Origin of the sequence: Acinetobacter sp. SH20PTE14 (genome assembly GCF_021391555.1) — a bacterium.
GTDB lineage: Bacteria > Pseudomonadota > Gammaproteobacteria > Pseudomonadales > Moraxellaceae > Acinetobacter > Acinetobacter amyesii.
Genome location: NZ_CP090067.1, coordinates 838,354 through 862,602 on the forward strand (window position 1 = coordinate 838,354; position 24,249 = coordinate 862,602).

20 protein-coding genes and 8 tRNA genes are annotated in these 24,249 nt (G+C 40.5%); 21 read left to right on the plus strand and 7 right to left on the minus strand.

All coding sequences use genetic code 11. From position 1 onward, the window contains the following. Positions 1 to 45 precede the first annotated feature (45 nt). The 3 genes from dapE to LXF01_RS04095 all read right to left on the minus strand — a co-directional run bounded on the left by dapE (position 46) and on the right by LXF01_RS04095 (position 2,469). Positions 46 to 1,179 (minus strand): succinyl-diaminopimelate desuccinylase, encoded by a 1,134-nt coding sequence (gene dapE / locus LXF01_RS04085; RefSeq protein ID WP_233945047.1) that lies wholly within the window; start codon positions 1,177 to 1,179, stop codon positions 46 to 48. A 122-nt stretch (positions 1,180 to 1,301) separates the two neighbouring features. Continuing rightward, positions 1,302 to 1,451, minus strand: coding sequence for an entericidin A/B family lipoprotein (locus LXF01_RS04090; protein ID WP_078191053.1), 150 nt, complete (start codon positions 1,449 to 1,451; stop codon positions 1,302 to 1,304). A 154-nt stretch (positions 1,452 to 1,605) separates the two neighbouring features. Then, entirely contained in the window at positions 1,606 to 2,469 is an 864-nt protein-coding gene (locus tag LXF01_RS04095) for a DUF1853 family protein (protein ID WP_233945048.1), read from the minus strand. A gap of 88 nt (positions 2,470 to 2,557) precedes the next feature. On the opposite strand from LXF01_RS04095, the gene LXF01_RS04100 reads away from it, so the two are divergent. From LXF01_RS04100 to LXF01_RS04150, 11 genes are all read left to right on the plus strand, one after another. Next, the gene (locus LXF01_RS04100) at positions 2,558 to 2,992 is read left to right on the plus strand and encodes a YbaN family protein (protein WP_233945049.1); all 435 of its coding nucleotides are present in this window, start codon (positions 2,558 to 2,560) and stop codon (positions 2,990 to 2,992) included. After that, the gene (elsL, locus tag LXF01_RS04105; RefSeq protein ID WP_180101807.1) at positions 2,985 to 3,479 is read left to right on the plus strand and encodes a cell wall-recycling L,D-carboxypeptidase ElsL; all 495 of its coding nucleotides are present in this window, start codon (positions 2,985 to 2,987) and stop codon (positions 3,477 to 3,479) included. Before LXF01_RS04100 ends, elsL begins: the two co-directional genes overlap by 8 nt. Positions 3,480 to 3,927: 448 nt before the next feature. Next, a tRNA-Val gene (locus tag LXF01_RS04110) sits at positions 3,928 to 4,003 on the plus strand. A 29-nt stretch (positions 4,004 to 4,032) separates the two neighbouring features. Continuing rightward, positions 4,033 to 4,109 (plus strand) — tRNA-Asp (locus LXF01_RS04115). A gap of 47 nt (positions 4,110 to 4,156) precedes the next feature. Further along, positions 4,157 to 4,233: transfer RNA gene (locus LXF01_RS04120), tRNA-Asp, on the plus strand. A gap of 21 nt (positions 4,234 to 4,254) precedes the next feature. Beyond that, positions 4,255 to 4,330: transfer RNA gene (locus LXF01_RS04125), tRNA-Val, on the plus strand. Between the two features lie 13 nt (positions 4,331 to 4,343). Next, positions 4,344 to 4,420: transfer RNA gene (locus LXF01_RS04130), tRNA-Asp, on the plus strand. Positions 4,421 to 4,451: 31 nt separating this feature from the next. Further along, positions 4,452 to 4,527 (plus strand) — tRNA-Val (locus LXF01_RS04135). 44 nt (positions 4,528 to 4,571) lie between these two features. Continuing rightward, positions 4,572 to 4,648: transfer RNA gene (locus LXF01_RS04140), tRNA-Asp, on the plus strand. Positions 4,649 to 4,746: 98 nt separating this feature from the next. Then, positions 4,747 to 4,822, plus strand: a tRNA-Val gene (locus tag LXF01_RS04145). Positions 4,823 to 4,919: 97 nt separating this feature from the next. Then, positions 4,920 to 5,381, plus strand: coding sequence for a DUF2750 domain-containing protein (locus LXF01_RS04150; protein WP_180023173.1), 462 nt, complete (start codon positions 4,920 to 4,922; stop codon positions 5,379 to 5,381). A gap of 55 nt (positions 5,382 to 5,436) precedes the next feature. On the opposite strand, the gene LXF01_RS04155 is transcribed toward LXF01_RS04150, so the two are convergent. The 4 genes from LXF01_RS04155 to yccS all read right to left on the minus strand — a co-directional run bounded on the left by LXF01_RS04155 (position 5,437) and on the right by yccS (position 12,017). Further along, the gene (locus LXF01_RS04155) at positions 5,437 to 6,207 is read right to left on the minus strand and encodes a YdcF family protein (RefSeq protein WP_233945050.1); all 771 of its coding nucleotides are present in this window, start codon (positions 6,205 to 6,207) and stop codon (positions 5,437 to 5,439) included. Positions 6,208 to 6,311: 104 nt separating this feature from the next. Next, positions 6,312 to 9,014, minus strand: coding sequence for a PepSY domain-containing protein (locus LXF01_RS04160; protein ID WP_233945051.1), 2,703 nt, complete (start codon positions 9,012 to 9,014; stop codon positions 6,312 to 6,314). A gap of 188 nt (positions 9,015 to 9,202) precedes the next feature. Further along, positions 9,203 to 9,763, minus strand: coding sequence for a YcxB family protein (locus LXF01_RS04165; protein ID WP_180004995.1), 561 nt, complete (start codon positions 9,761 to 9,763; stop codon positions 9,203 to 9,205). 85 nt (positions 9,764 to 9,848) lie between these two features. Beyond that, positions 9,849 to 12,017 carry a YccS family putative transporter gene (yccS, locus tag LXF01_RS04170; protein WP_233945052.1) on the minus strand — a complete coding sequence of 723 codons (2,169 nt, stop codon included), beginning with the start codon at positions 12,015 to 12,017 and terminating at the stop codon, positions 9,849 to 9,851. Positions 12,018 to 12,152: 135 nt separating this feature from the next. Here yccS and LXF01_RS04175 point away from each other — a divergent pair, with 135 nt between their 5' ends. The 10 genes from LXF01_RS04175 (at position 12,153) to LXF01_RS04220 (ending at position 24,167) form a co-directional block, all read left to right on the plus strand. After that, on the plus strand, positions 12,153 to 13,355 hold the full coding sequence (locus tag LXF01_RS04175) for a multidrug effflux MFS transporter (RefSeq protein WP_233945053.1): 1,203 nt from the start codon (positions 12,153 to 12,155) through the stop codon (positions 13,353 to 13,355). 642 nt (positions 13,356 to 13,997) lie between these two features. Beyond that, positions 13,998 to 15,269: a DcaP family trimeric outer membrane transporter gene (locus tag LXF01_RS04180; protein ID WP_180126243.1), complete on the plus strand. Its 1,272-nt coding sequence runs from the start codon at positions 13,998 to 14,000 to the stop codon at positions 15,267 to 15,269. 627 nt (positions 15,270 to 15,896) lie between these two features. Further along, a complete protein-coding gene (gene gltS, locus LXF01_RS04185) occupies positions 15,897 to 17,138 on the plus strand; it encodes a sodium/glutamate symporter (protein WP_180034498.1) in 1,242 nt (413 codons plus the stop codon). A gap of 63 nt (positions 17,139 to 17,201) precedes the next feature. Then, positions 17,202 to 18,677: an alanine/glycine:cation symporter family protein gene (locus LXF01_RS04190; protein WP_180156256.1), complete on the plus strand. Its 1,476-nt coding sequence runs from the start codon at positions 17,202 to 17,204 to the stop codon at positions 18,675 to 18,677. Positions 18,678 to 18,920: 243 nt separating this feature from the next. Then, complete coding sequence (locus LXF01_RS04195) at positions 18,921 to 19,913, plus strand: patatin-like phospholipase family protein (protein WP_180009823.1); 993 nt, start codon at positions 18,921 to 18,923, stop codon at positions 19,911 to 19,913. A gap of 385 nt (positions 19,914 to 20,298) precedes the next feature. Then, positions 20,299 to 20,475: a hypothetical protein gene (locus LXF01_RS04200; RefSeq protein WP_171263721.1), complete on the plus strand. Its 177-nt coding sequence runs from the start codon at positions 20,299 to 20,301 to the stop codon at positions 20,473 to 20,475. A 282-nt stretch (positions 20,476 to 20,757) separates the two neighbouring features. Then, the gene (locus tag LXF01_RS04205; RefSeq protein ID WP_078192241.1) at positions 20,758 to 21,279 is read left to right on the plus strand and encodes an acyl-CoA thioesterase; all 522 of its coding nucleotides are present in this window, start codon (positions 20,758 to 20,760) and stop codon (positions 21,277 to 21,279) included. A 196-nt stretch (positions 21,280 to 21,475) separates the two neighbouring features. Continuing rightward, entirely contained in the window at positions 21,476 to 22,072 is a 597-nt protein-coding gene (locus LXF01_RS04210; RefSeq protein ID WP_233945054.1) for a TetR/AcrR family transcriptional regulator, read from the plus strand. Next, positions 22,069 to 23,274: an MFS transporter gene (locus LXF01_RS04215; protein WP_233945055.1), complete on the plus strand. Its 1,206-nt coding sequence runs from the start codon at positions 22,069 to 22,071 to the stop codon at positions 23,272 to 23,274. The genes LXF01_RS04210 and LXF01_RS04215 overlap by 4 nt, the downstream gene beginning before the upstream one ends. After that, entirely contained in the window at positions 23,274 to 24,167 is an 894-nt protein-coding gene (locus LXF01_RS04220) for a LysR substrate-binding domain-containing protein (protein ID WP_180034494.1), read from the plus strand. The genes LXF01_RS04215 and LXF01_RS04220 overlap by 1 nt, the downstream gene beginning before the upstream one ends. The last annotated feature ends 82 nt before the right edge of the window (positions 24,168 to 24,249 follow it).

Consider the following 24,249-nt stretch of genomic DNA (forward strand, 5'->3'; position numbering starts at 1 on the left):
AAGGAACTCAATGGAGTTCCTTTTTTTTGACTATGCAGGGAATATTTAAGCCAACAGGTTTTCTAAAATCTTTTCGTAAATTTCAGAAAGTGGTTCCAATTCTTCCACATTGACATGTTCATTGATTTGGTGAATCGTGGCATTTAAAACACCCAGTTCAAGCACCTGCGCACCTGTAGGCGCAATGAATCGACCATCAGAAGTACCACCACTGGTCGAAAGTTCAGTTTCAGTCCCAGTAACTTCTCGAATGGCATCACGTGCGGCATTCACTAACTCACCTACAGGGGTTAGGAATGGCAAACCAGATAACGTCCATGTGATGTCATATTCAACGCCATGACGATCTAGAATTTCCAAGGTACGTGCTTTGAGTTCATCTGCCGTTACTTCTGTTGAATAACGGAAGTTAAACAGTAGATTCATCGTGCCCGGAACAACGTTGGTTGCACCTGTACCGGCATTGATATTGGAAATTTGGAACGACGTTGCAGGGAAGTATTCGTTGCCATTGTCCCACACGGTATCGCAAAGCTCGGCCAGTGCTTTTGACGCAGTATGGATTGGGTTTATTGCTAAATGTGGGTAAGCAACATGCCCTTGTTTACCTTTAACCGTTAAATTGGCATTTAGCGAACCACGACGACCATTTTTAACAATATCGCCGAGTGTGTTGGTGCTAGATGGCTCGCCCACCAAACACCACGTCATTTTTTCATTACGCGCTTCTAAAGTTTCAACAACTTTAACTGTCCCGTTGATCGAAGGACCTTCTTCGTCAGAGGTAATAAGAAATGCAATAGAGCCTTTATGATTTGGATGCTTTGCAACAAAACGTTCTGAAGCGACAACCATAGCTGCCAACGCTGTTTTCATATCTGCGCTGCCACGACCATACAGTTTACCGTCGCGAATTTCAGGAATAAATGGGTCAGAACCCCATGCATCCAAGTTACCCGTAGGTACTACATCAGTATGACCTGCAAAGCAAAATACTGGTGCTTCAGTCCCTTTACGTGCCCAAAGATTATCTACATCATCAAAACGCATATTTTCAATGTTAAAGCCAATCTTGGCTAAACGATCTGCCATAATATTTTGGCAGGTATGGTCAATCGGTGTTACCGAAGGTTGGCGCAGTAATTCTAGGCTGAGATCAAGAGTTGCTGTTGAGGTCATGCTAAATACAGAAGTCAAAAATGTCGCAATATAATAGGCGAATCGACAAGCGAAGGGAAATTTAGACGTGAAAAAACCCTATTTAAAAAATAGGGCTCTTTTATAAATTCTTGGGAAAGAAATTAATTGCGGCGAATTTCTTCCGAAGTTTTCTCAGCAGTATTGGTTACAGCATCTCCAGCTTTAGATACGTCTTTACCAACACCTTTTACTGTATTACAACCTGTCAGTACGAAAGCAACCATAAGTGATGCAGCTAAAATTTTTTTCATTGAATGTAATCTCCATTATGAAAGAATAATTTTTAGAAGACTAAATTATTCTGTTGTGAGATTTAGATTAAAAAATAGCCGTATCAAACAGTAGGTGGTTTTTACGGTGGTTGAGTAAATAAATGTAAATTTCTACTAAATGGTGCATTGAGTCTTAAATTGTTTGCGGCAAAACCAAGCGTGGCTGTCTATACATATAATAGCTTTCATCACTGTCTTTTTTATATAAACCATCTGTCCACCAATGTGCGGTTGCACTCGTCGGTTGCTGCTGCACGCAGATCCATTCATGTCGTTGTAGGCGATAATAGCCTTGACTCGTAGATGGAATGACATGTCCCCATTGACCTATTCTACGCGCAGGATTGACCCAGTTTGGCAATGTGTTGGTACTCTGAATAGGTAAATATAATTGACCCTTTAAAACGCAATAGCGTTGTTGAATCTGCTGCCCAAGTGCTTCATCAAATTGGAATTGTTTTTGGGTAAAATGATTAAGCTTTCGAGCCAAAGTATCACTACGATTTAAGCCATACCAATAGGGTAATTGAAAATCGCGCTCTGCTAGATAGTATTTTAAAGCCACTTCCCAATGTTCAACTTCACCACTTTCAGTATTTTTTAAAACAAAGTCGAGTTCACCTACTGTACGAGGGCCATCAATTTTTTGAATGCTATGTCCGAGTAACTGGTAGGGATGGTATGGGTGATCGAGAAGCCAAAACCACATAAACATTTCGAAACGTAAACCAAGGCGAGTACTTTTTAATTTTTGTAAAAATTCTACTAATTCACTTGGGTGTTGTTCGAGTTGTTTTAAACGGGGAAGGTAGGCTTCAAAATATTTATGCCAAAGCTCGTTTGGATGAAAATGAAAGGGATAGCGGATTTCGAGTTCATTGGGAATTTGCTGCAGAATATTTGGGCTAGCAATACAGAAAGCCAATTGGCGAACTAAGGGCTGTTTAAATTGCAACCATGGCTCAAAATAAGACGACGTTGTCGGGGCTACAGCCATATTGAAACCTTTCGAATAATGCAGAATAACAACGGATAATTGTTAAAAACATCTTATACTACCTGAATTGAAAGTTCAGGGTAGCGGTATGAAGACGTTGTTTTGGCGAAGCTTAGTGGTTGTCTTTGTCATTTTAGGCTTTATAGGGGCTTTATTGCCGGGAATGCCCACGACAGTCTTCTTAATATTAGCGGCATGGGCAGCTTCAAAAGGCTGGCCTCAAATGGATGCGTGGTTATTGAATCATCCTAAATATGGGCCAACCTTACGCGCTTGGCGCGAAAATGGCACAGTCCCACGCAAAGCAAAATGGTTTGCATCGATCATGATGTTTGTGAGTGGTCTGATTATGCTTTTTACATCAGCACCGATTGCCGTCAAGATTTTCACTGACTTAACCATGTTGATTGTTGGCATTTGGTTATGGACACGACCAGAGCCAAATAAGATTAGAACTATTGAAACATCGCCGCAGACACAACCACAAGATAAAGATAAGCAGAAAGAGCAAAAGCATGTCTAAATATACCCAAGATCAAGCAGATATCCTGATTAACTTGAAAGATCAAACTTTAACTTTGCCGAAGCTAAATAAGTTTTACCCCATTTCATCGGGTAAAAATGGCATTGGTGAACAGGAAAATAGTGGTAAGACCCCACGAGGTTGGCATCAAGTGGCTGAAAAGTTTGGTGGACAACAACCTCAAAATGCAGTTTTTAAAGCACGTCAGTGGACCGGAGAGGTTTACGACGAGCAACTTGCTGCATCACACCCTGATCGGGATTGGATTTTATCTCGAATATTATGGCTCAGTGGTTTAGAACCCGGCTTTAATGCAGGTGAGGGCTGTGATACTTATCAACGTTATATTTATATTCATGGCACACCAGATCGCGAGCCTATGGGTATACCGATGTCACATGGTTGTATTCGCATGCGAAACAGCGATGTTGTAGAACTTTATCAATTGATTCCATTAAATGCGCTGGTTTACATCACTGAACATTGAACACGTCGTTAAAAGCACAAGCCATGAAAGCCGAAGTTCATGACATCAAACCATGGTTTGAAGAATTAAAGTGAGTTTGAAAGGCGTTTTTTGTCAAAAGTAATACACGCAAACTAACAGAAAATCGTGTTTGAATGTATTTTGTACACTGTGGTGTTTTAGAATGTAGTGTATGTGATGAATTAATCGTCGGTTCGCTGAATGATTAGTTATGAGTCCACGCGAAAAACTGTTTTTTATGTGAATGATGCAGAATATAAGTCATATTTTTAGTAATAAATTTACAGGTTTATAGCTAAAAAATGTTCAAAAATACTGATTTTTCCGCAATATAACTTATTTTTTAATCACTCAAACAGAAAAAGTGGAAAAGAGTTAGAAAAGCGTTTGACAGACCGTGAGGATTCTCTATAATGCACCTCATCAAACGATGAACATGTTTTGAAAAGGGCGCTTAGCTCAGTTGGTAGAGCGTCTGCCTTACAAGCAGAATGTCGGCGGTTCGATCCCGTCAGCGCCCACCAAACCTTTTCAGTGTTAAGATATTTAGAGTGCAGCGGTAGTTCAGTTGGTTAGAATACCGGCCTGTCACGCCGGGGGTCGCGGGTTCGAGTCCCGTCCGCTGCGCCACTTTAAATCTTAATTCGTTTGAACCACAATAGCGACATTGTGTAAGTGCAGCGGTAGTTCAGTTGGTTAGAATACCGGCCTGTCACGCCGGGGGTCGCGGGTTCGAGTCCCGTCCGCTGCGCCATTTACATGATAGACCTTTTGAGGGCGCTTAGCTCAGTTGGTAGAGCGTCTGCCTTACAAGCAGAATGTCGGCGGTTCGATCCCGTCAGCGCCCACCATATTTTTTGCGATGCAGCGGTAGTTCAGTTGGTTAGAATACCGGCCTGTCACGCCGGGGGTCGCGGGTTCGAGTCCCGTCCGCTGCGCCATTTCAAAGAATATAATTGTTGTACCCTTTAAGGGCGCTTAGCTCAGTTGGTAGAGCGTCTGCCTTACAAGCAGAATGTCGGCGGTTCGATCCCGTCAGCGCCCACCATATCTTTTAAGATATAGGTTGTGTTTCGAAAGAAACTACGTGATGCAGCGGTAGTTCAGTTGGTTAGAATACCGGCCTGTCACGCCGGGGGTCGCGGGTTCGAGTCCCGTCCGCTGCGCCATTTATCTTAAAAATCTCTGTTCAAGAGAATGCCTTTAGAAAAATCTTTGATTTTTCTCTTGGGCTCAAACAAGGCTTCGCTTTGTTACTCTTCGCTCAGGGCGCTTAGCTCAGTTGGTAGAGCGTCTGCCTTACAAGCAGAATGTCGGCGGTTCGATCCCGTCAGCGCCCACCATATTCTTCTATAGAAACTTCTTTATCCAAAAGCTTGCCTAAATTTTCTGATTTACATAGAATCCGCTCTATAATAATTTTAATATTGTATGTGATCTATGAGAAATCCATATCAGCGCAAGGCAGCGTCTAAAACTCAAACTACAAATTACAATCCTCAAGAAACCTATAAACAATTTATTGAAAATATGGTCGCTCAAGGTGGCGTGATTGCGTTATATCAAGATGGTTGGGCACTTTGTGCGACACCTACAGGTCAGCGTTCCTTCGCCATTTGGCAAAATCGTGGTTTGGCACGTTTATTAATTAAAGACAATTGGTCCAATTATGAAATTCAGGAAATTTCATTAAAAGACTTTATCGAAAAAGTCATTCCGTTTTTACGCAGCGAGAGCACTACGGTATCTTTAGATTTAACCCCAGAAGGGCAAAATATTTTGGTTGCGCCTGAAAAGATGCTATTAGATATTAAAAATTATTTATATCAAGTCTATCAACAGCGCCCAGAAATTTTTGAAAACCTTAAAATTCCTTTGCCACGTAACATTCGTTTAAATTAATTGTTTATTCACAGCATAAAAAAGCCCTTGTTTACTGATCAAACAAGGGCTTTTTTTAATATTCGTTAAGTACAAAACCGCTCAAAAAGGCAAAATATTCTCGTAGCCAAGAGTTGTAGCGGATGTACAGCGGTGTAGGCGCTGCAATGGTATACACCTGTGTATAGCCTAACTTTCGTGCAATTGCTTTTGCACGTGGAAGGTGAAAGTCACTACTGGCAATCGCAATGGGTGCATCAAGCGAAATTTGATGTTGTTTTAAAATCATTTTACTGTTGATCAGGTTGAGCTCTGTACTGGTACTTTTGCTTTCTTCATATAGACGTGCCGCTGAAATGTCATAGTGTTGAAGTAAATAGCGCTTCATGACAGAGGATTCGGTCATTTTTTCATTAAAGCCTAAACCACCCGTCATGATCATAATAGTATTGGGTTGTTGCAAGGCATACGGTGCTGCGGCATCGAGACGCGCCTTTAAGGTCGGAGAGGGTTGACCATTTTCAATACCACTACCCAAAACGATGATGGCTTGGACGGAAGTAAATGGCTTGGATTGCTGGCTATTGAAGTGTAAATACGCAAAAAACAGTAAAAGGCTCAATAGCCAAAGCCAAAACAACCACCATGTAGCACGCCAGAGCCTTTTGAGTTTAGGGTATTGATCTAAAATATTGTGGATTTGGGTTGAAAATAGTCCGGATAAAATAAAAATACACCCAATGACTAAGGGTAAAAGAATGCCTAAATGAATTTTATCTAATGTAAGTAACCAAATGGCATCTACGCAGAGCAGCAAGCTTACACAAAGCAGTAGTATTCTTTTCATTCAAAAAATTAAAGCAGTATCCGTATTTGGCCTAAGTATAGCGTGAAAAAAACCAGACACGAGGTCTGGTTTTGAGTTGGGGCTATTGATTAGTAAACATCTTATTAGTAAACATCACGGCGGTAACGTCCAGCTTGACGCAGTTCAGCCACGACATCTTCACCTAGAATATCAATCAATGCGTGGTCAACGTCCGTTGCCATACCGTTGATACTACCGCAAACGTAGATCACGGCACCTTGTTCTACCCATGATTTTAATAAGGTCGCATGGTCACGTAGCTCATGATGCACATAGCGTTTCTCCGTTTGATCACGAGAGAAGGTGAGGTCTATGCGTTGAACTAAACCGGTGTTTTGCCATGCTTCAATGACGTCTTGATAAAAGAAATCATGTGCGCGTTGGCGCTCACCAAAAATCAGCCAGTTTTGCGTATAGTCTTGACGAACTCGTGTATGTAACAGGCTGAGTAAACCAGCAATACCTGTACCGTTACCAATACAAATCACAGGACGATTATCTGCAATCAGATGGAATGATTCATTGGTACGAATACGCAGTTGTAGTGTGCTATTGATCGCAGCATGTTGTGTTAACCACCCTGAGCCTAAGCCAAGTTCACCCTCTGCATTGGATTGCTGACGCACCACTAAGCGTAATACTTGCTGACTTGGAATACTGGCAATCGAGTATTCACGAGTTGGAAGCGGTGGAAGCTGTTCGAGCAAGTGATCAAGGTTGGCAAATGGTTCGACATCCGTATTTAGGTTACGATCCCATAATGCATCTTCAATGCGTTGCTGGGTAGAATCAACCACTTGCTGACTTTGAATCTGGTACTTTTGCATGAAGTTTGCAATACGTTCAGCACTATTACCCGGCTGAATCTCTGCAATATCACCCGCTTGCCAGTTGGCTTCATGTTGCGGTTTTAACTCAATATTAAATGCAGGTGCACCTAAACTGTTCGGGTTGAGTAAATCACGTTTGGTCAATGTCCATGCATCAAAAGTTTTTTCAATTTGCATGTGCTGAAGTTCAAGTTTAGTCGCTTTGGCTAAAGCGCTATTCCATGCTTGAATGGCTTGGGTATCGCCATTATTGACTTCAATCGTGTTAAACAGGGGCTTCGCAGCATTACTCTGCATCCAACGATGAATCGCATGACCAAAGCTACAGAAAGTATCAGGATATTCTTCAGAGCCTAAAGCTAAAACGGCAAACTGAACATGACTCAAATCGAGGCTTTGTGTCATCAGTTTACGTTCAAAGCTTGAAGCGAGATCAGGCGCTTCCCCAGTGCCATAGGTACTTGCAACAAATAAAACCTGAGCGGCTTGCGTTAAGTCATCTGCTGAAAGTTGCTGAACAGCTTTCACTGTGACAGGCTGACGAGCCTCTTGTAAGCTTGTTGCTGTACGCCATGCCAATTGTTCAGACTGACCTGTTTGTGATGCATAGCAAATTAACCAAGGCTGTGCGTTTGGGTCGATGGTAACTGGTGCTAAGCTTTGACGGGCTTGCTGTGTCAGTTTTTTCTGTTTACGACGTTTGAGATAGAGCATCCATCCTGTGACAAAGAACAGCGGCATCATGAGGGATGCAATAACCACAAAGAACTGATAAATCGGTCCGAAGAAACTACCGCGATGTACAGGCAACATGCTGGTCATGATTTTTTCATTTAGCTTTTTATCTTCGTATAACTCGATATCGGTAAGAGCATCCGTTTTGTAGTTATAAGTCGCTTTGTTGCGCGCACGTTCATGTTGAGGGACGGCATCCACAAAGTTAATTTCTAATTCACCATTGGCTTTTTTCGGAATATTAAAAGTAACACTTGAGTATTCACGACCAATATTTTGATTAAAGCCATTCCAACTTTGCGTAAGGGCAATATTCACTTGTTCTGGTTTTAGACCACGTTTTTCTCCGCGACCTTCAGCACCATGTTTATTTTCTTGAGCGCCGTGTTCAGAGGGACTCGACGTTGCAGGGTTTCTTTCAGAACGTGCTTGGTGTTCACCATGAGTTTGTTCTGCCTCAGTGGCTTGTTTTTCACCACCTTGCTTTGCACCCGCCTGTTCAGCAGGTTGTCCATTCGGTTTTGGACGTTCTTGTAACTGGGGCTGTGGACGTTCAACGCCCATGACTTTAAACATGCCATTACGCCACCAGTCATAAGACCAGTACAGACCTGTACATGCCAAAATGAGATAAAAAACAATCACCCATGTGCCGACGACTGCATGTAAATCCCATAGGAAATTACGTCCTTTGAGCTTTGGTTTAACTGCAAGCCATTGTTTTACAGAATGTCTCTTTGGCCAACGCAGATATAAACCACTCAATACAAAATAAATCAGCATCAGTGTACATGCGCCGGTAATTTGTTTACCAACAGGGGCAACAGTTAAATTACGGTGTAGCTGCTGTACAAACTGGAAGAATTTTTGACCTTTGATTTCAGGTAAAACTTCGGCTGTATAGGGGTTAACCATCATGTTATAGCCACGACGAGCACCTTCTTTGACAATATTCACGGTACTTGAGGCGGTAGCATCTGAGGCAATAGAGATGCTATTAATTTTCATGTCAGGATCAGACTGACTAAAGTGCTGATAAAGCTCAGCAGGGGTTAGTTTAGGCTGCTGTTGAGCCTGAACCACATAACTGTCCTGATTGATTGCTTTAAGTATTTGCTGTTCATAGGAATAAATGGCACCTGTAACCCCCATGAGCGAGAGTATTAAGCCGGCACTAATCCCCAAGAACCAGTGAATCTGGAAAAGGGTTTTCTTAAACATGATGGATTTAATATTGATAAAAGGTTGCTGAATTGCGACGAATTATAAACGATGATGTAGTAGAGAATGTGGAAAAAGTAAGTAATATTCATTCTCATTATTGTAATTATCAATGATCATTCGAAAATTAAACACATAAAAAAACCTCCAAAAAGCGGAGGTTTTTTATACATAAATGTCTGTTTGGCTTAAATTGGTTTAGCAGGGCCTACAGTTTCATTTAAATGTTTACGAATAGTCGAAAATGGAAACTTCTTGCTATCCATACGTTTAGGCAAGATGTATGCGCCGTCTTGACCCTTTACTTTAAAGTTTAAAAGGATGAAGTCTTTAGTGTCATACCATTCATGAATGTCTTTCCAACCGACAGTCATCGTCCCCATGTTTGCGCCCATACGTTGCTGCATAGAGATCCCATGCGGCTGAACACCCATACGGATGCCTTTAATTTCTTGAACAGGGACTTCGTTCAGTTTGCGTTTCGCATACCATTCGATACCGAATTTACGCACAAGGAAGTAAATCACGACACAGACAATAGCTACCCAGCAAAATACTGTTGAATAGTTCTTAATAAAGATGAGGCCCAAGAGTGCCAGTGCAAGAATTGCACCCATAATTAGCCATGCTTTTTTGCCAATTTTGAAGTTACTGCGAGACAGAACAAGTTGAGCATAACGTTGTTCTTCTTCAGAAATTTCATAAGCCACTGGCTCTAGCGTGTAGGCGTATAAATTTTTTGCGGTCATAGTGAAAGTAACAGATTTAAAACTGTAAAAAGTTTAGCATTATTTATACCAATTCAGTGAGTATATTGTTCCAAAATCATCCAAATTATAGTGAAGCCAGTTCAGTCGATGCCTGATCATGCTCATGACTTAGATTTTGTTTCAATTGGCTAAATTGGTTCAACACGTTAAACATCAACGAAAGCTGTTGTAGCACAATCAAGGATTTTTGATCTTCCTCACTGTTTTGTGACAAACGCTGACGGATTTCGTGCAACATATTTTGCGCAGATAAGTCTGGAACTTCGTCACGTAGTAATGCACCTTGAATGTCATCTGTGGCTTTATCCAATAAGGTTAAGACCTGTTGATCTTGAATTTTTTCACGATGCGCACCCAAGGCTGCGATATAACTAATAAAGGTATGATTGAGGCACAAAAACTCAAAGGCTAAAGCTTTTTGAGTCGGATCGGTATCGGGTTCGGTAGCTAAGGTGGAAATCAGTGAAGCTACTTCTGCATCGGTATTATGGGCTGCACGACGGACCACACGATAATTCAACCCGTTATTACGACCAGATTTGTATTGTTCAACCACTTCGGCTAAATAATCACACTGCGCTTGAATAGAGCGACTGATGGTCCGAGGTAGGCGACGGAACTTCCAGTCTGGGAAAATGAAACTCACACCAAACCATGCCAAGGCACAACCAATCAGTGTATCAATCATACGCGGCATAGCTGCGGCAAAACCCATGCCATCTAAGTTAAAGTTGATCAGCGCCAAAATGGTAATAAATGCAGTGGCTTGTGCATATTGCTTACTGCGTAATTCAAAAAACAGCACGCCACTTAAAATGAGTAGCAGTAACTGACCTTCGACAGAAGGAACAAAATATAAAATCGCATAACCTAAAATAATTCCGACCAAGGTGCCAATGATACGTAAATAGAGGCGGCGCTTGGTGGCGTTAAAGTTCGGCTGGCTGACAAACAGGGCAGTCAATAAAATCCAATAGCCATAACTGATATTGGTCACTTGGACAAAAATATAACCAATAAATAAGACAGTCGATAAACGCACAGCATGACGGAACAGCACCGATTCAGGGCTCAAATGTTGTTTGAATCGAATGACGATGTCGTCCCAACCTTTTAAATCATCATCTTTTAAACGATTTTCAATCAGGGCTTGTCGGTCAATATAACGCTCGGTTTCGACATTACGTAATTGCGCATCGATGCCTTTTAGGTTTTGGTATAAAGCAAATAAAGAGTTGATCCAAACTTCATCGTATTTTTGCTCTTCGCGCAGCTTTTCGAGTGACAGTTTTAGATTATGGAATGCATGCTTAAAACGTTGATTATGATGATAGGGTTTTCGCTGTAAGATGCTGATACTCAAATCTTTACAGGCTTTTCCTTGAATCGAGAGCACGCGTTGAAAGCGAAATAAAATATCACTATGTTCAAAAATACGGGTCAATTTTTGATAATCAATATGCGCGGAATCGGCACGTTCATGAATGTCTTGCGCGACAAAATAATATTGCAGGCTACGACGCGTATCTTTTTGTCCACGGTCACCTTTTAAACGCGTTAATAAGGCTGTTTTCATATCGTTGAAAATGCCAATTAATTTGCCATTTTCGAGCGATAGCTCGATCAAACTTTGCTGATAACTTTCTGGTGTCATATCGACATCAAACAAGTTAGATTTTGCAAATAAGAAGTCACCTAGGGACGAATAGCTTTGTGCCAATTTGTCCTGAACTTGACGCACAGGAAACAGCAGAAAGCTCAAAGTTGAAAGCAATCCATACCACATCGCACCGATGACCAATAAACCTGCTTGTGTATACCAATTTTCAAAAAGTTCGACCCCTAGCATGGAATACACGGAGATCACCAAACAACCATAAGAAATGGTGGCATAGCGACGACCCAATGAACCCAAAAGAATCCAACCGATACAAGACACAATCAGCCCCAATGCAAATAAAATCGGATGCGGGAACAACAGATAAATGGATACCGCAGTAACAAAGAACCCAATATAAGTATAAATTTGATTGAGCACGCGGACTGAAAAGCGGTCATCGATATCACTTAGACCTGCGGCAACCACACCCAAGGTGAGGGGAATGGTCATTAATTGCTGATCTAAAAAATATGGGACAAAGGTTGTTCCTGCGAAGGCAATGACCATGCGCAAGTTATACATAAAGGTCGTGTTATAGGTTGCTTGTTTCAGTCGTGCGAGCCAGGCGTTCAAAATTTTTCCTTTGCTAAAGCGATGGGGCAGTAAGCAATGTGTATCGTGTGAATTTTCACATTGAAGCCAAGAAATAATACTATGTGCAGTGTAAACTTGTCTGCAAAACTTGCTTGCAATAAATGAATTATTCTTATGAAAAGCGTCGAATCACAAAAGGAATTTTCTCAACGCTGGATCGTCTTATTGGCGTTACTGACTGCTTTGGGGCCACTTTCAATCGATATGTATTTGCCTGCTTTGCCTCAAATGGCTGACGATTTTAGTGTCACGACACAACAAGTGGCCAATAGTCTTCCAGCGTATTTCTTGGGTTTGGCGATTGGGCAGTTAATTTATGGGCCAGTCAGCGACCGTATTGGGCGTAAAACACCGCTATATTTCGGTTTGGTTTTATATATTTGTGCCAGTTTTCTGTGTGTCTTTGCCAATAGTGAATGGAGCTTGATCGCTGCTCGTGTTTTGCAAGCCTTGGGGGGTTGTGTCGGTGTGGTGATTGCTCGTGCTGCAATTCGTGATCGCTTAAGTATGCAAGCTTCAGCTCAGGCCTTTGCGAGTATGATGATCGTGACAACAATTGCACCAATCATTGCACCTACTTTAGGCGCATGGGTTTTGCAGGTGTTTGAATGGCAATACATATTTGCGGTATTGGTGCTTGTCGGTATTTTTTGTCTTTTCTGCGTACATTTTTTCTTTCAAGAAACCCTACCTGTTGAGCGGCGCTTAAAATTAAGTCTGAAACAAGTCTTAGGCTTATATAGTGCGATTTTACAGGACGAAACTTTCCGTAAACCGATGCTCACAGGCTGTTTTTCTGGTGCAATTTTATTTTGTTATATCAGTGGCTCATCTGCCATTTTGATGGATGGTTATGGTCTGAGCCAACAGCAATTTGCTTACGTATTTGGTGCGAATGCTTTAGGGATTATGGTGTTTTCGACTCTCAATAAGAAACTTGCAAATCGACTGGATGTTCGCCATCGATTGCACTTGGGTAATGCACTTCAATTGTGTGGTGTGCTGATCTTATTGGTGGCGGGGCTATTTTATCTTTCATCTATCATTGTTGTAATGTTGGGCATGTTCTTATGTGTTGCTTCAATCGGCTTCACTGGGCCAAATGCCATGGCATTGGCGATGTCTGAACAAGGCTCACGAGCTGGCACAGCCAGTGCAATCATGGGAAGTATGCAATTTGCCTGTGGTCTAATGGCTGGAGTGTTTTTGAACTTTTTAGTATGGTCAGCGGTGATCAATATGGCCCTGATTATGCTTCTATTTGTGGTTGTTGCAATGATTACAATGCGTAGTTTAAAAGCTTCAGCCATGGGTTGAGCTGAATGCAGGTGATGACGTTTAGCAGGTCTTACTTAAACGTCAGTCATCAACGTACTAGTATTATTGATCAAATATCCACGTCACTCATTATAAATGTTCATCATCATAACGATGAATGATTGTGCTATTTTCCCATTGTGAGGTCAGTTTCTATTTTCTCGAAACTTATATCTAAACAATCATCCACTTGAAAATAAAAAGTGAAACGGTGGATCGCTGTTATCCCACTCTAATAAAATAGAGCAACTGATAAATAAGTATTATTTGCATTAAACACAGTACTTTATGTTGAATCACTATATATCAAATGCCTCTATTGGCAATATGTCGGATTTTATCATTTTTATAACATACCTATAAAGTATGGATTTTTACCTTTAAGGTATGAATAATGAGCTTTTTTGCCATCTGAATCGGCTAAGTCTGAATTTTAACTAAATATTTCAGTCTATTTTCAGTAATGGATTCAGGTTTCTTGCTTTTTGCTTTCAAGTATTTCGTTATTGGGGGCTACAAGTTAAGGTTTTAATGCGACTAAAGCACGGATATGCAGCATGAAATTTGTCCGCTCAAATAGCTGAATAACAAAGCACCCGGATTTAGGGTATACAACAATGACAGGACAATAGAGAGCTTAGGATGAAAACTCAAACTGTATTCCACCCAATGAAAACCCTTGTTGTTGCCATGAGTTTGGCAACGGTCTCAATGGCTCATGCAGGCAGCAATACTTCTGAAATTGAACAATTACGTGCAGAAGTTGCAGAACTGAAAAGTTTGATTAAAGCGCAGCAGCAAGTTCAACAACAGCAACAAACAGAGATTCAGCAAGTTAAAGCGCGTCCTGTTGCACCACCACCGCAACCAGCTACTCCAGCTGCAAGCTTAAAATCTAAAACAGGTGCAGATGTAAGTCTTTACGGTTTTGTTCGTGGTGATGCGAACTATATTATTGAAGGTGCGGATAACGACTTTAATAACGTACATACGTCTAAAGAAGAAGCACGAGATAAACTTCGCGCAACTGCAAAAACCACACGTTTTGGTTTAGATTTTACAGCACCTGTCGGCGGTGATGATAAAGTGGGCGGTAAAATCGAGGTCGATTTCAATGGAAGTGGCGAAACTATTCGTCTACGCCATGGTTACTTAACCTTTAACAACTGGTTATTTGGTCAAACGACATCTAACTTCTTGTCTAACCATGCACCAGAAATGATTGATTTCAATACAAACTTGGGTGGTGGTACTACACGTATTCCTCAAGTTCGTTATAACTACAAGTTAGCTCCAGATACTCAATTATTTGTTTCTGCGGAAGAAGGGGATAGTAAAGGGACTGTTGCTGCAGATCCGACGTATCGCCTTCCAAACTTAACTGCCAAAGTGACTCAAGGTTTTGCTGCAGGGAAAGGTACCGCTTCAGCTCGTGCATTGGTTGAAAACTACAAATCTAAAACTGCGGATGATACAGAAACAGCTTGGGGTGTAGCAGCGGGTGCATCTTATGCAGTGACTGATCAATTGAAATTGAATGGTGATGTTTCGTATACAGAAGGCAACAGCAACTATTTATATGGTTCTAACTCGGCTTACTCTGTGGTAGATGGCAACATTGAGCAAAACAAATTCACTGCTGTACAAGTGGGTGCAACTTATAAGTTTAATGAAAAACTACGTTCGACTTTAGCTTACGGTGCGCTATTTGCGGATGATGGCAGCGCGTATGCGAAAGATGCATCTAACTCAAATGCAAACGAAGAAGCACAGCAAGCTTGGATTAACTTTATTTACGCACCTGTAAAACCAGTTGAACTTGGCTTGGAATATGTGAACGGTAAACGCAAAAACTTTGCGGGTGAATCTTATAACGATGACCGCGTGGGCTTAATGGCTAAATATAGCTTCTAAGCTAAATCATCGAAAAGAATCGATCAAAAAAGCCTGACTCAGTTCAGGCTTTTTTTTTGAAACAGGAGATTTTTCAACGCAAATTAACCCATAGCACTAAGCAGATGGAATCACTAAATCGCCTGAGTCATGATGTCGTACTGGTTAAAGCATTCATTTAACCACGTCCTACATGGCATCATGTTCAAATCTTTAATATTTTATATAGATAAAAAATGCGAATACATTTTAGTAAAAACAAACAGATATAACTTTAAATTATAGCAAATAAAACTTTTTGTAATTAAAATTAATGAAATTTCTCTGTTCTCCACGCATAATGTGCGACTTTTCTAATCAGCATTTGATTTTATGTATTTCATCTATGATGTGAATATTGTAGTAAGTGTTGGTTTAGTAAGCATGAACTGCTTTTATGGATTTGTTTTGTCGAATTGAGTTTTCACTTCTTTTAACTCAGGCATACATATTTGAATCAGATGATGAATATTTATGATTGGCAATGAATAGCTGGTAGCCTGATTTATTGGTTAAATTTACAAATTGGAATTGTATTTTAATTAATAAACGCTACTAATTTCTATTAATTGGACTAATAAATATTCTAACCATTTTGGACAAATTATTATGGAATTTAGCTTTAACGCATTTTATACCTTAATTGCGGCGGTGATCGTTCTTTTATTAGGACGTTTTCTGGTAAATAAAATCAGTTTTTTGAGGCGTTACAATATTCCTGAGCCCGTAGCTGGTGGTTTGGTTGCTGCAATAATTTCATTGGTTGTACATAGCATTTGGGGTTATAGCATTACTACGAGTAGTGAATTACAAACCAGTTTTATGCTGATTTTCTTCGCATCCATTGGTTTAAGCGCAAACTTTGCCAAATTGAAAGAAGGCGGAATTGGTCTTGTTATTTTTCTGGTAGCCGTTGCTTCTTTCATTGTTGTGCAGGATGTCGTTGGTATCAGTCTTGCCACTTTATTGGGTATTGATCCACTGATTGGTTTGATTGCAGGTTCAATTACGTTGACAGGTGGTCATGGTACAGCTGGTGCATGGGGTGAAATTCTTGAAGTTGAACACGGTATACAAGGTGCATTAGCTTTAGGTATGGCAAGTGCAACTTTTGGTTTAATCATTGGTGGTATTATTGGTGGACCATTAGCTAAGTTGCTAATTAATCGTTATCGCCTAGCAACTCCGCGCACGAATGAGCAAATTGAGCGTAGTGATAACACACCACTAGCTGATATTAATTCAACAGAATATGTACCTTTTGAATATCCACATCGTGTTCGTTTAATTACCGCAGATAATGCAATTACGACTTTGGGCCTATTTGCTGGCTGTTTAGCATTTGCTGATTTTATGACGGCTTTCAGTAAAGGTACGATGTTTGAATTACCGACATTTGTATGGGCTTTAGCTGGTGGTGTCATTTTACGTAATGTATTAGAAGGTATTTTCCGCGTACAAATATTTGATCGTGCAATTGATGTATTTGGTAATGCTTCATTATCACTGTACTTAGCAATGGCACTATTATCGTTGAAACTATGGCAGCTATCAGATCTTGCAGGACCATTAGTTGTGATTTTGGGAGCCCAAACATTAACAATGGCACTATATGCTGCGTTTATCACTTTCCGTGTAATGGGCAAAAATTATGATGCTGCGGTTTTAGCGGCGGGTCATTGTGGTTTTGGTATGGGGGCAACACCTACAGCAGTCGCAAATATGCAAGCCATTACCAATATGTATGGTCCATCTCATAAGGCTTTCTTAATCGTTCCTTTATGTGGCGCATTTTTTGTTGATTTGATTAACGCAACAGTTATTCAATTAATTCTTAAATTCTTTGCTTAATTTAGAAAGGCTCTTCAAAAAAGAGCCTTTTATACTTTTGACCATTTAAAACTAGGGTTGAATATGAATGAACAATTAAACGAAACCCTGATGAGCTGGGTCAAAGTTTTTAATGATCCGCTTTGGGATTTCTTAGTCGTACTTTTAGTGGCGGTTGGTATTTTTTATACCTTAATCACTGGTGCAGTTCAGATTCGTCTATTTTTTCATAGTATTAAAGTGATGAAATCTAGCCGTAAAGAAGGCGATGATGAGCATGGGATTACACCATTCCAAGCCTTTGTGACTGGACTGGCAAGTCGTGTCGGTGTGGGTAATGTCGCAGGTGTTGCAATTGCGATTGCAATTGGTGGGCCGGGTGCAGTGTTCTGGATGTGGTTTACCGCATTTTTAGGCATGAGTTCTGCATTTGTGGAGTCTTCACTTGCACAGCTCTTTAAAGTGCGTGATACGCAAAATCAGCAATTCCGTGGTGGTCCAGCGTATTACATCACGCAAGGCTTGAAGCAAAAGTGGTTGGGCGTGGTTTTTGCCATCGCGCTGATTTCAACCTACGGTTTTGTCTTTAATGCGGTGCAAGCCAATGCGATTACAGGTGCGACCTCACATGCGTGGGGCTGGGATAAAGCCAATATCATTTTAGACTTAGGTGGTTTTGGTTTCGAAATCTCTTGGGTAGGTTTGTTCTTGGTGTTCATTACCGCGCTGATTATTTTTGGTGGTATTAAGCGTATTGCAAAAGTGGCAGAACGTTTTGTTCCATTTATGGCATTACTTTATTTGGCAGTCGCGCTCTATATCGCTTTTGCTAACTTTGCAATCTTGCCTGATATCTTCCAGTTAATATTCAGCAAAGCATTTGAGTTTGATGCTGCGGCTGGTGGTTTCTTCGGTGCTATGGTTTCTATGGCGATGATGCAAGGCATTAAGCGTGGATTATTCTCAAACGAAGCGGGTATGGGTTCTGCTCCGAATGCTGCGGCAGCATCAGATGTTAAACACCCGGTCAATCAAGGCCTAGTTCAGATGCTCGGTGTCTTTGTCGATACATTTGTGGTGTGTACCTGTACGGCGATCATTATTTTGGCATCTGGCTTGTATGAAAATGCAGGCTTTGAGGGTGTTGCTTTGACGCAAATGGCGCTTGAAAGCCAGATTGGCGCATGGGGAGATGACTTCCTTGCCATAATCTTGTTCTTATTCGCTTATTCTTCAGTAATCGGTAACTATGCTTATGCTGAAGGTAATGTGCAGTTTATCAATAACAATCCTAAGGTCATGTTTATATTCCGCGTAGTCGTCCTCATGATGGTGTACTTTGGCTCAATCATGAGTGTGCCACTGATTTGGAACTTAGCGGATCTCTTCATGGGCGTAATGGCGAGTATTAACCTCTTTGCGATTTTATTGCTGACGCCATTCTTATTGATGCTGATGAAAGACTACACCTCACAGTTAAAACGGGGTGTAAAAGAGCCAGTATTTAAAATGGATGAACATCCAAAATATAAGGATCGCGTTAATTCCGATATTTGGTAAAGTCAAAAATTAACTTAAAAAAAGCTCCGTTATCGGGGCTTTTTTTGCTAGACAATGTTTTGGATCTTGATGTGGAAATTCTGCTAGACACTGAAATTTTGACAGCCAATGACTTTCTAGGTTGCATGTCAATATAATGTGCATCGGTCAGAGGCATTAACGAATAATAACAGTGACGTGAATGTGGACTGATTAGACTACTTTTTCTCTTCAAATATCGAGTTGCATTTGGAATATCTCTCAATGAAAAGCATAACTGTTTTGATGACTGCATTCGCAATCAGCCTTGTAGGTTGTCAAAGTGTGGGCTCAAAAAAGGTCAGCGCTGAAACAACATCACAAATTCGAACTTATACAGCAGCACCTGCTCAAGTGGCGAATAACCGCATTGATTTTAAAAAAGTGAAAAAGCAGGAAAAGCGTCCGATTGTTGCTTTGGTTTTAGGGAGTGGTGGGGCACGTGGTTATGCACACATTGGCGCCATTCAAATACTTGAACAGCAGGGAATACACCCAGATTTTATTGTTGGAACCAGTGCGGGTAGCATTGTGGGTTCAATCTATGCATCAGGTAAAAGTGCCAATGAGTTAAGAGATATCGCCTTAAATATGAAAGCCAATGATGTTCGAGAAATACGCTTGGACAAAAAAGGCTTTTTTGATGGTAAAAAAGTTGAAGATTATATCAATGAGCAAGTTGATGACGTGCCTTTAGAATTGCTAAAAACCCCAATGTATGTGGTGGCAACCGAGTTAAAAGATGGCAAAAAAGTCGTGTTCAATTATGGTAATACGGGACAGGCCGTTCGTGCTTCGGTGTCAATTCCGAGTATGTTTATTCCAACGATTATTGAAGACACAGAATATGTCGATGGTGGCTTGGTTAGCCCAGTTCCTGTGGACGTTGCACGCGATTTAGGGGCAGATATTATTATTGCGGTGGATATTTTGGCACGACCGATTCATACCGAAACGTCGAATGTTTGGGGCTTGTTTAACCAAAATATCAATATTATGCAAAATCGTTTAGCTCAAGAAGAGCTCAAGCGAGCAGACATTGTGATTCAACCTGATTTACGTGAAAAAGCACATATATTTGATGTGAAAGGGCGTGAAGCGACGATGCTTGCAGGTGAAGAGGCGACCTTAGAAAAACTTGGAGAGATTTCTCGGGTCTATGCTGAACATCAATACAGCAAGGGACATCATATTCCTTATTTAGCGGCCAAAGACTAGGTTGGTACAATCCATAAATTGACATGCATCCTGTTCACGTAAGAGGGTGCATTTTTTTTCAGCAAAGCATTTTAATTTTTGCTCTCAGCTTTTCCCATGCTTAATAGTGTCTAGTAATCATTAATATATTGGATATTGATTGGTTTTAGGTCTTAATCAAAAGATTTGTCAAATATAAAAATCGTAATACTAAGAAAATATACAGTTAATTGTTTGAAAATAATTAAGAAATTTATATTAATTTGTTTTACGTAGCTTTTAAGAGTATATATCTATATTAGCGTTTTTATTCATGTGCTTACGTTTACCAATACTGTTGAAGTGTTTAGAATATCATCAGGTTATTAATACTTAAAACCAATAAATTTTTTAAAGGTGGCTGTAGATGAAAACGCTTGATGTAGGACAAAAAGTAAAGCTTGCGATGATGGAAGATAACGTATTTATTGTCACTCATGTACATGTAGATAATTCTTACACGCTAGAAAGTACCAATGATGGTGGACAAAAAACCAGCTATGACAACGTATCTTTCGAGATGTTAAAAGTCTTAGAAGATTAAGTTTAATGCCGTGCTATGTTGAATCGATGAACAACGCGTTTTAATGTATATGTTTTAAATATAAAACACAGCATAGCTTGGATTAAAAAAAACTGATAGATAGCGCGATAAATACTTGTTTATCGGGTGTATATCGTTATCGATATATATTTTACTGAATGATGGTATGATCACTATAAATAATAATGATGGTTTTTTTGCCGATTTGAACATTTAATTTTGATTAAAATCTATATAATAATCACATTAATCATTGTTATATCACGAGTCTAGAGAAACAAGATGTCCCCATTAGATCAAATTGCGAATGCACTAGACGACCAGTCAGAATTATCGATGTCAGTTTTAATGACTCCTGACATGGCGAATTTTTCGGGTAATGTGCATGGTGGAACGATTCTAAAATTGTTAGACCAAGTCGCGTATGCTTGTGCAAGTCGCTATTCTGGTAGCTACGTGGTGACACTATCAGTCGATAAAGTAAATTTTAAAGAACCAATTCACGTGGGTGAGTTAGTGACTTTCCTTGCAAGTGTGAACCATGTTGGTCGTACTTCAATGGAAATTGGTATTCGTGTTGAAGCGCAGAACATTCAAAAACGTACAGTACGTCATACCAATAGTTGCTATTTCACAATGGTCGCTGTTGATGATCAAGGTAAGCCGAAACAAATTCCAGCATTGAATCTAGATAATGACTGGAAACGTTGTCGTTTCGAAGCTGCGGAACAACGTAAAGTGGCACGTTTACAGGAAAATCATCATCCTTCTTGCAGTATTTATAAAAAGTCGACACAAAGCTAATCACTTTGGTGGCTGAATATTTGAAAAGATCGCTTAGGCGATCTTTTTTGTATTCTGAAATTCGTCTGGAGAGTGCAGTTGAGATTTGAGTTCCGAGTGTGCGACTAAAGTTTATTCTTCGAAGCTCAGTTAAAGATAGTCATTCAGTCCAATAATGTTTAATATAAAACGATACGTAGCGTTTCGTTTTTAAATTATGAGTGAAACTGAAAAAACTTCTCGGCGTAAGCAATGTATCTTACAGGCAGTCACAGATGCTTTAGCGGAAAGTGATTATCGAAGCATGACCATTGAAGATATTGCGGCTCGTGCAGGCGTGGGAAAATCGACGATTTACCGTTGGTGGAAGCATAAGTCCGATCTGGTTTTCGATGCTTTTAAAGCGCACACCGCGTCGGTGTTTGAACTCGATTTATCACAAAGTTTAGAGTTCAATCTAAATCAACAATTACTCAAACTATCACGGGCTTTAAATCAGCACGTGGGTCGAGCATTGCTGGTTGTATTGGCGGAGCATCGTGAAGCAGCGGGTGAGTTTTTTAAACAGTATTTATTACCTCGACGAGAAGCCACACGTGAGCTGATCCAATTGGCCATTCGACGAGGCGAAATTCGCGCGGATTATCCTTTCGAACTCATGTTGGACATGTTGTATGGCCCGATTCATTATCAGATCATTTTCTTTAATACCCAGCCAGATGAAGACTATATCAAGCGACTGGTACAGTTGGCGCTAAACCCGATTTTTACGCAGTCCCAAGCCACGCGTAGCAGCGAGACAATGACCTCATGATTACTCAACATCAGGCATCGTTATGGAACAAGTCTTTCGTTTTTTGTCTGTGTAATAACTTGTTTTTATTTAGCTATTACTTTGCGCTGCTGACCATATTGCCCATTTATATTATGAAAGAATTGGGTGGTTCGATTCAGCAAGCGGGTATGGCTTTAACGCTGTTTTTGGTGTCATCCATTGCGATTCGTCCCTTTTCCGGCATGATCATTGAACGTTTTGGTAAAGCCAATTCTGTACGTATTTCAGGCTTTATCTTTGTCGTTTTTGCGCTGAGTTATTTGTGGATTGACAGCATGTGGTCGTTGTTGGTCATTCGTTTTTTACATGGTTTTTGGTTCAGTATATTAACCACGGTCAATGTTCCCATCGTAAATGATTACATCCCAGATCATCGAAAGGGCGAAGGCATGGGCTACTTTGTCATGTCGACCAACTTAGGCGTGGTGATCGGGCCATTTTTAGCGCTGAGTATGATTCAATTCAGCAGTTTTAGTACCTTATTTGCAGTATTAGCCTTATTGGTTGCAGTGGGCTATATTTTTACGTGGTTAGTTCAAATACAAGAACACGTACAGCATAAATCAAGTGATCAAGCGAGCCAATCCGCAGCCATCCAATGGCGTGATGTGATAGAAACACGGGTACTTGCCATCAGTTTTGTGGCATTGCTGACCGCATTTGCATATTCGAGTGTGATGAGTTTTATCACCGCTTATGCAGAGTTGAAGCATTTACTCGCTTATACCAGTATCTTTTTTATTGTCTTTGCTGTGTCGATGTTGCTCGTCCGTCCTTGGGTTGGCAAAGTCTATGATCGTAAAGGCCCGAGTGCAGTCATCTATCCATCCTTTATTTGCTTTGCCATTGGTTTGGTGGTTGTGAGTTTTCTCACGAATCAATGGGTGCTTTGGATATCGGCAGTTTTTATGGGCATCGGCTACGGTTCAGTGTTCCCATGCCTGCAAACGGTCGCGATTCAAACGGTAGAAAAAGCCCGAATAGGGCATGCAATATCCACCTTTTTTGCCTTGTTTGATATTGGCCTTGCTGTCGGTTCGGTCATTATGGGTGTGCTGATTGCATACTTTGGATTTCAGGCAACCTATTTATTTTGTGCGGTGATGGTGCTGTTCACTTTGTGGATGTATCGTCTATTCGTGGCAAACCAATTTAAACGCAGTGCTTTAGGAGCTGAATAATGGAATTACGACATCTACGATATTTTGTTGCGGTTGCCGAAGAGCTAAATTTTACCAAGGCTGCGCAGCGAATGTGTACTGTGCAACCTTCTTTAAGTCAGCAAATTAAAGACCTAGAACAGGAAGTTGGGGTGCAATTATTGATGCGAACCAACCGAAAAGTTGAGCTGACTGCAGAAGGTCAGGCCTTTTTAAAAGAAGCGCGTTTGAGTTTAGAGCATGCTGAAAAAGCCATGATAGATGCGCGTCAAATCGCGCAGCTCAGTAAAGAACAACTGAATATCGGCTTTGTTCCTGTGGCTGAAATGAAGGTCTTTCCTTATATCATGCCAAATATTCGAGCTCAGTTTCCTGAGTTAAAAATTCATTTTCATAGTTTAATGGATGTCGATCAGATCAGTGCAGTGCGTAAGGGAGAGATTGATATTGCCTTTACCCGTTATGTCGAAGAAAGCCCTGATATAGAATTTGTTCAGATTTTTACTGAGCCTTTGGCGCTGATTGTACCGAAAAATTCGCCTGTTGCAGAACAGCGGCATATCAGCATTAAAAACATGAATAATCAGGATTTTATTATTAGCGATGAACACTCATCACCTGAGCTATACCGAATTATTCAAGATTTCTTTAAGCAAAATAAACTGAATGTGAACTTGGTACAGCATTCGACGAATATTTTGTTAAATGTCAATTTGGTCGGTATGGGCGTGGGATGGAGTTTGGTGCCGTCTTATGTCATTCCATTGCTCGGTGATAAAATATTGGTTAAAAGTACCGTTGAACCTTTGCCGACCATTGGTTTGTATGCAAGCTATCGAAAAGATCGTAAAAATGATGCAATCGAATTGATTTTAAAAGTCTTAAAAGAGCAGTTCTATATGGGCTTTTTCTAGGCCTTTAAATATTGCCCTAAGATTTAAACAAAAAATCCCGAATTAAGCGCTTCGGGATTTTTTTATTTATCGTATTTTTAAT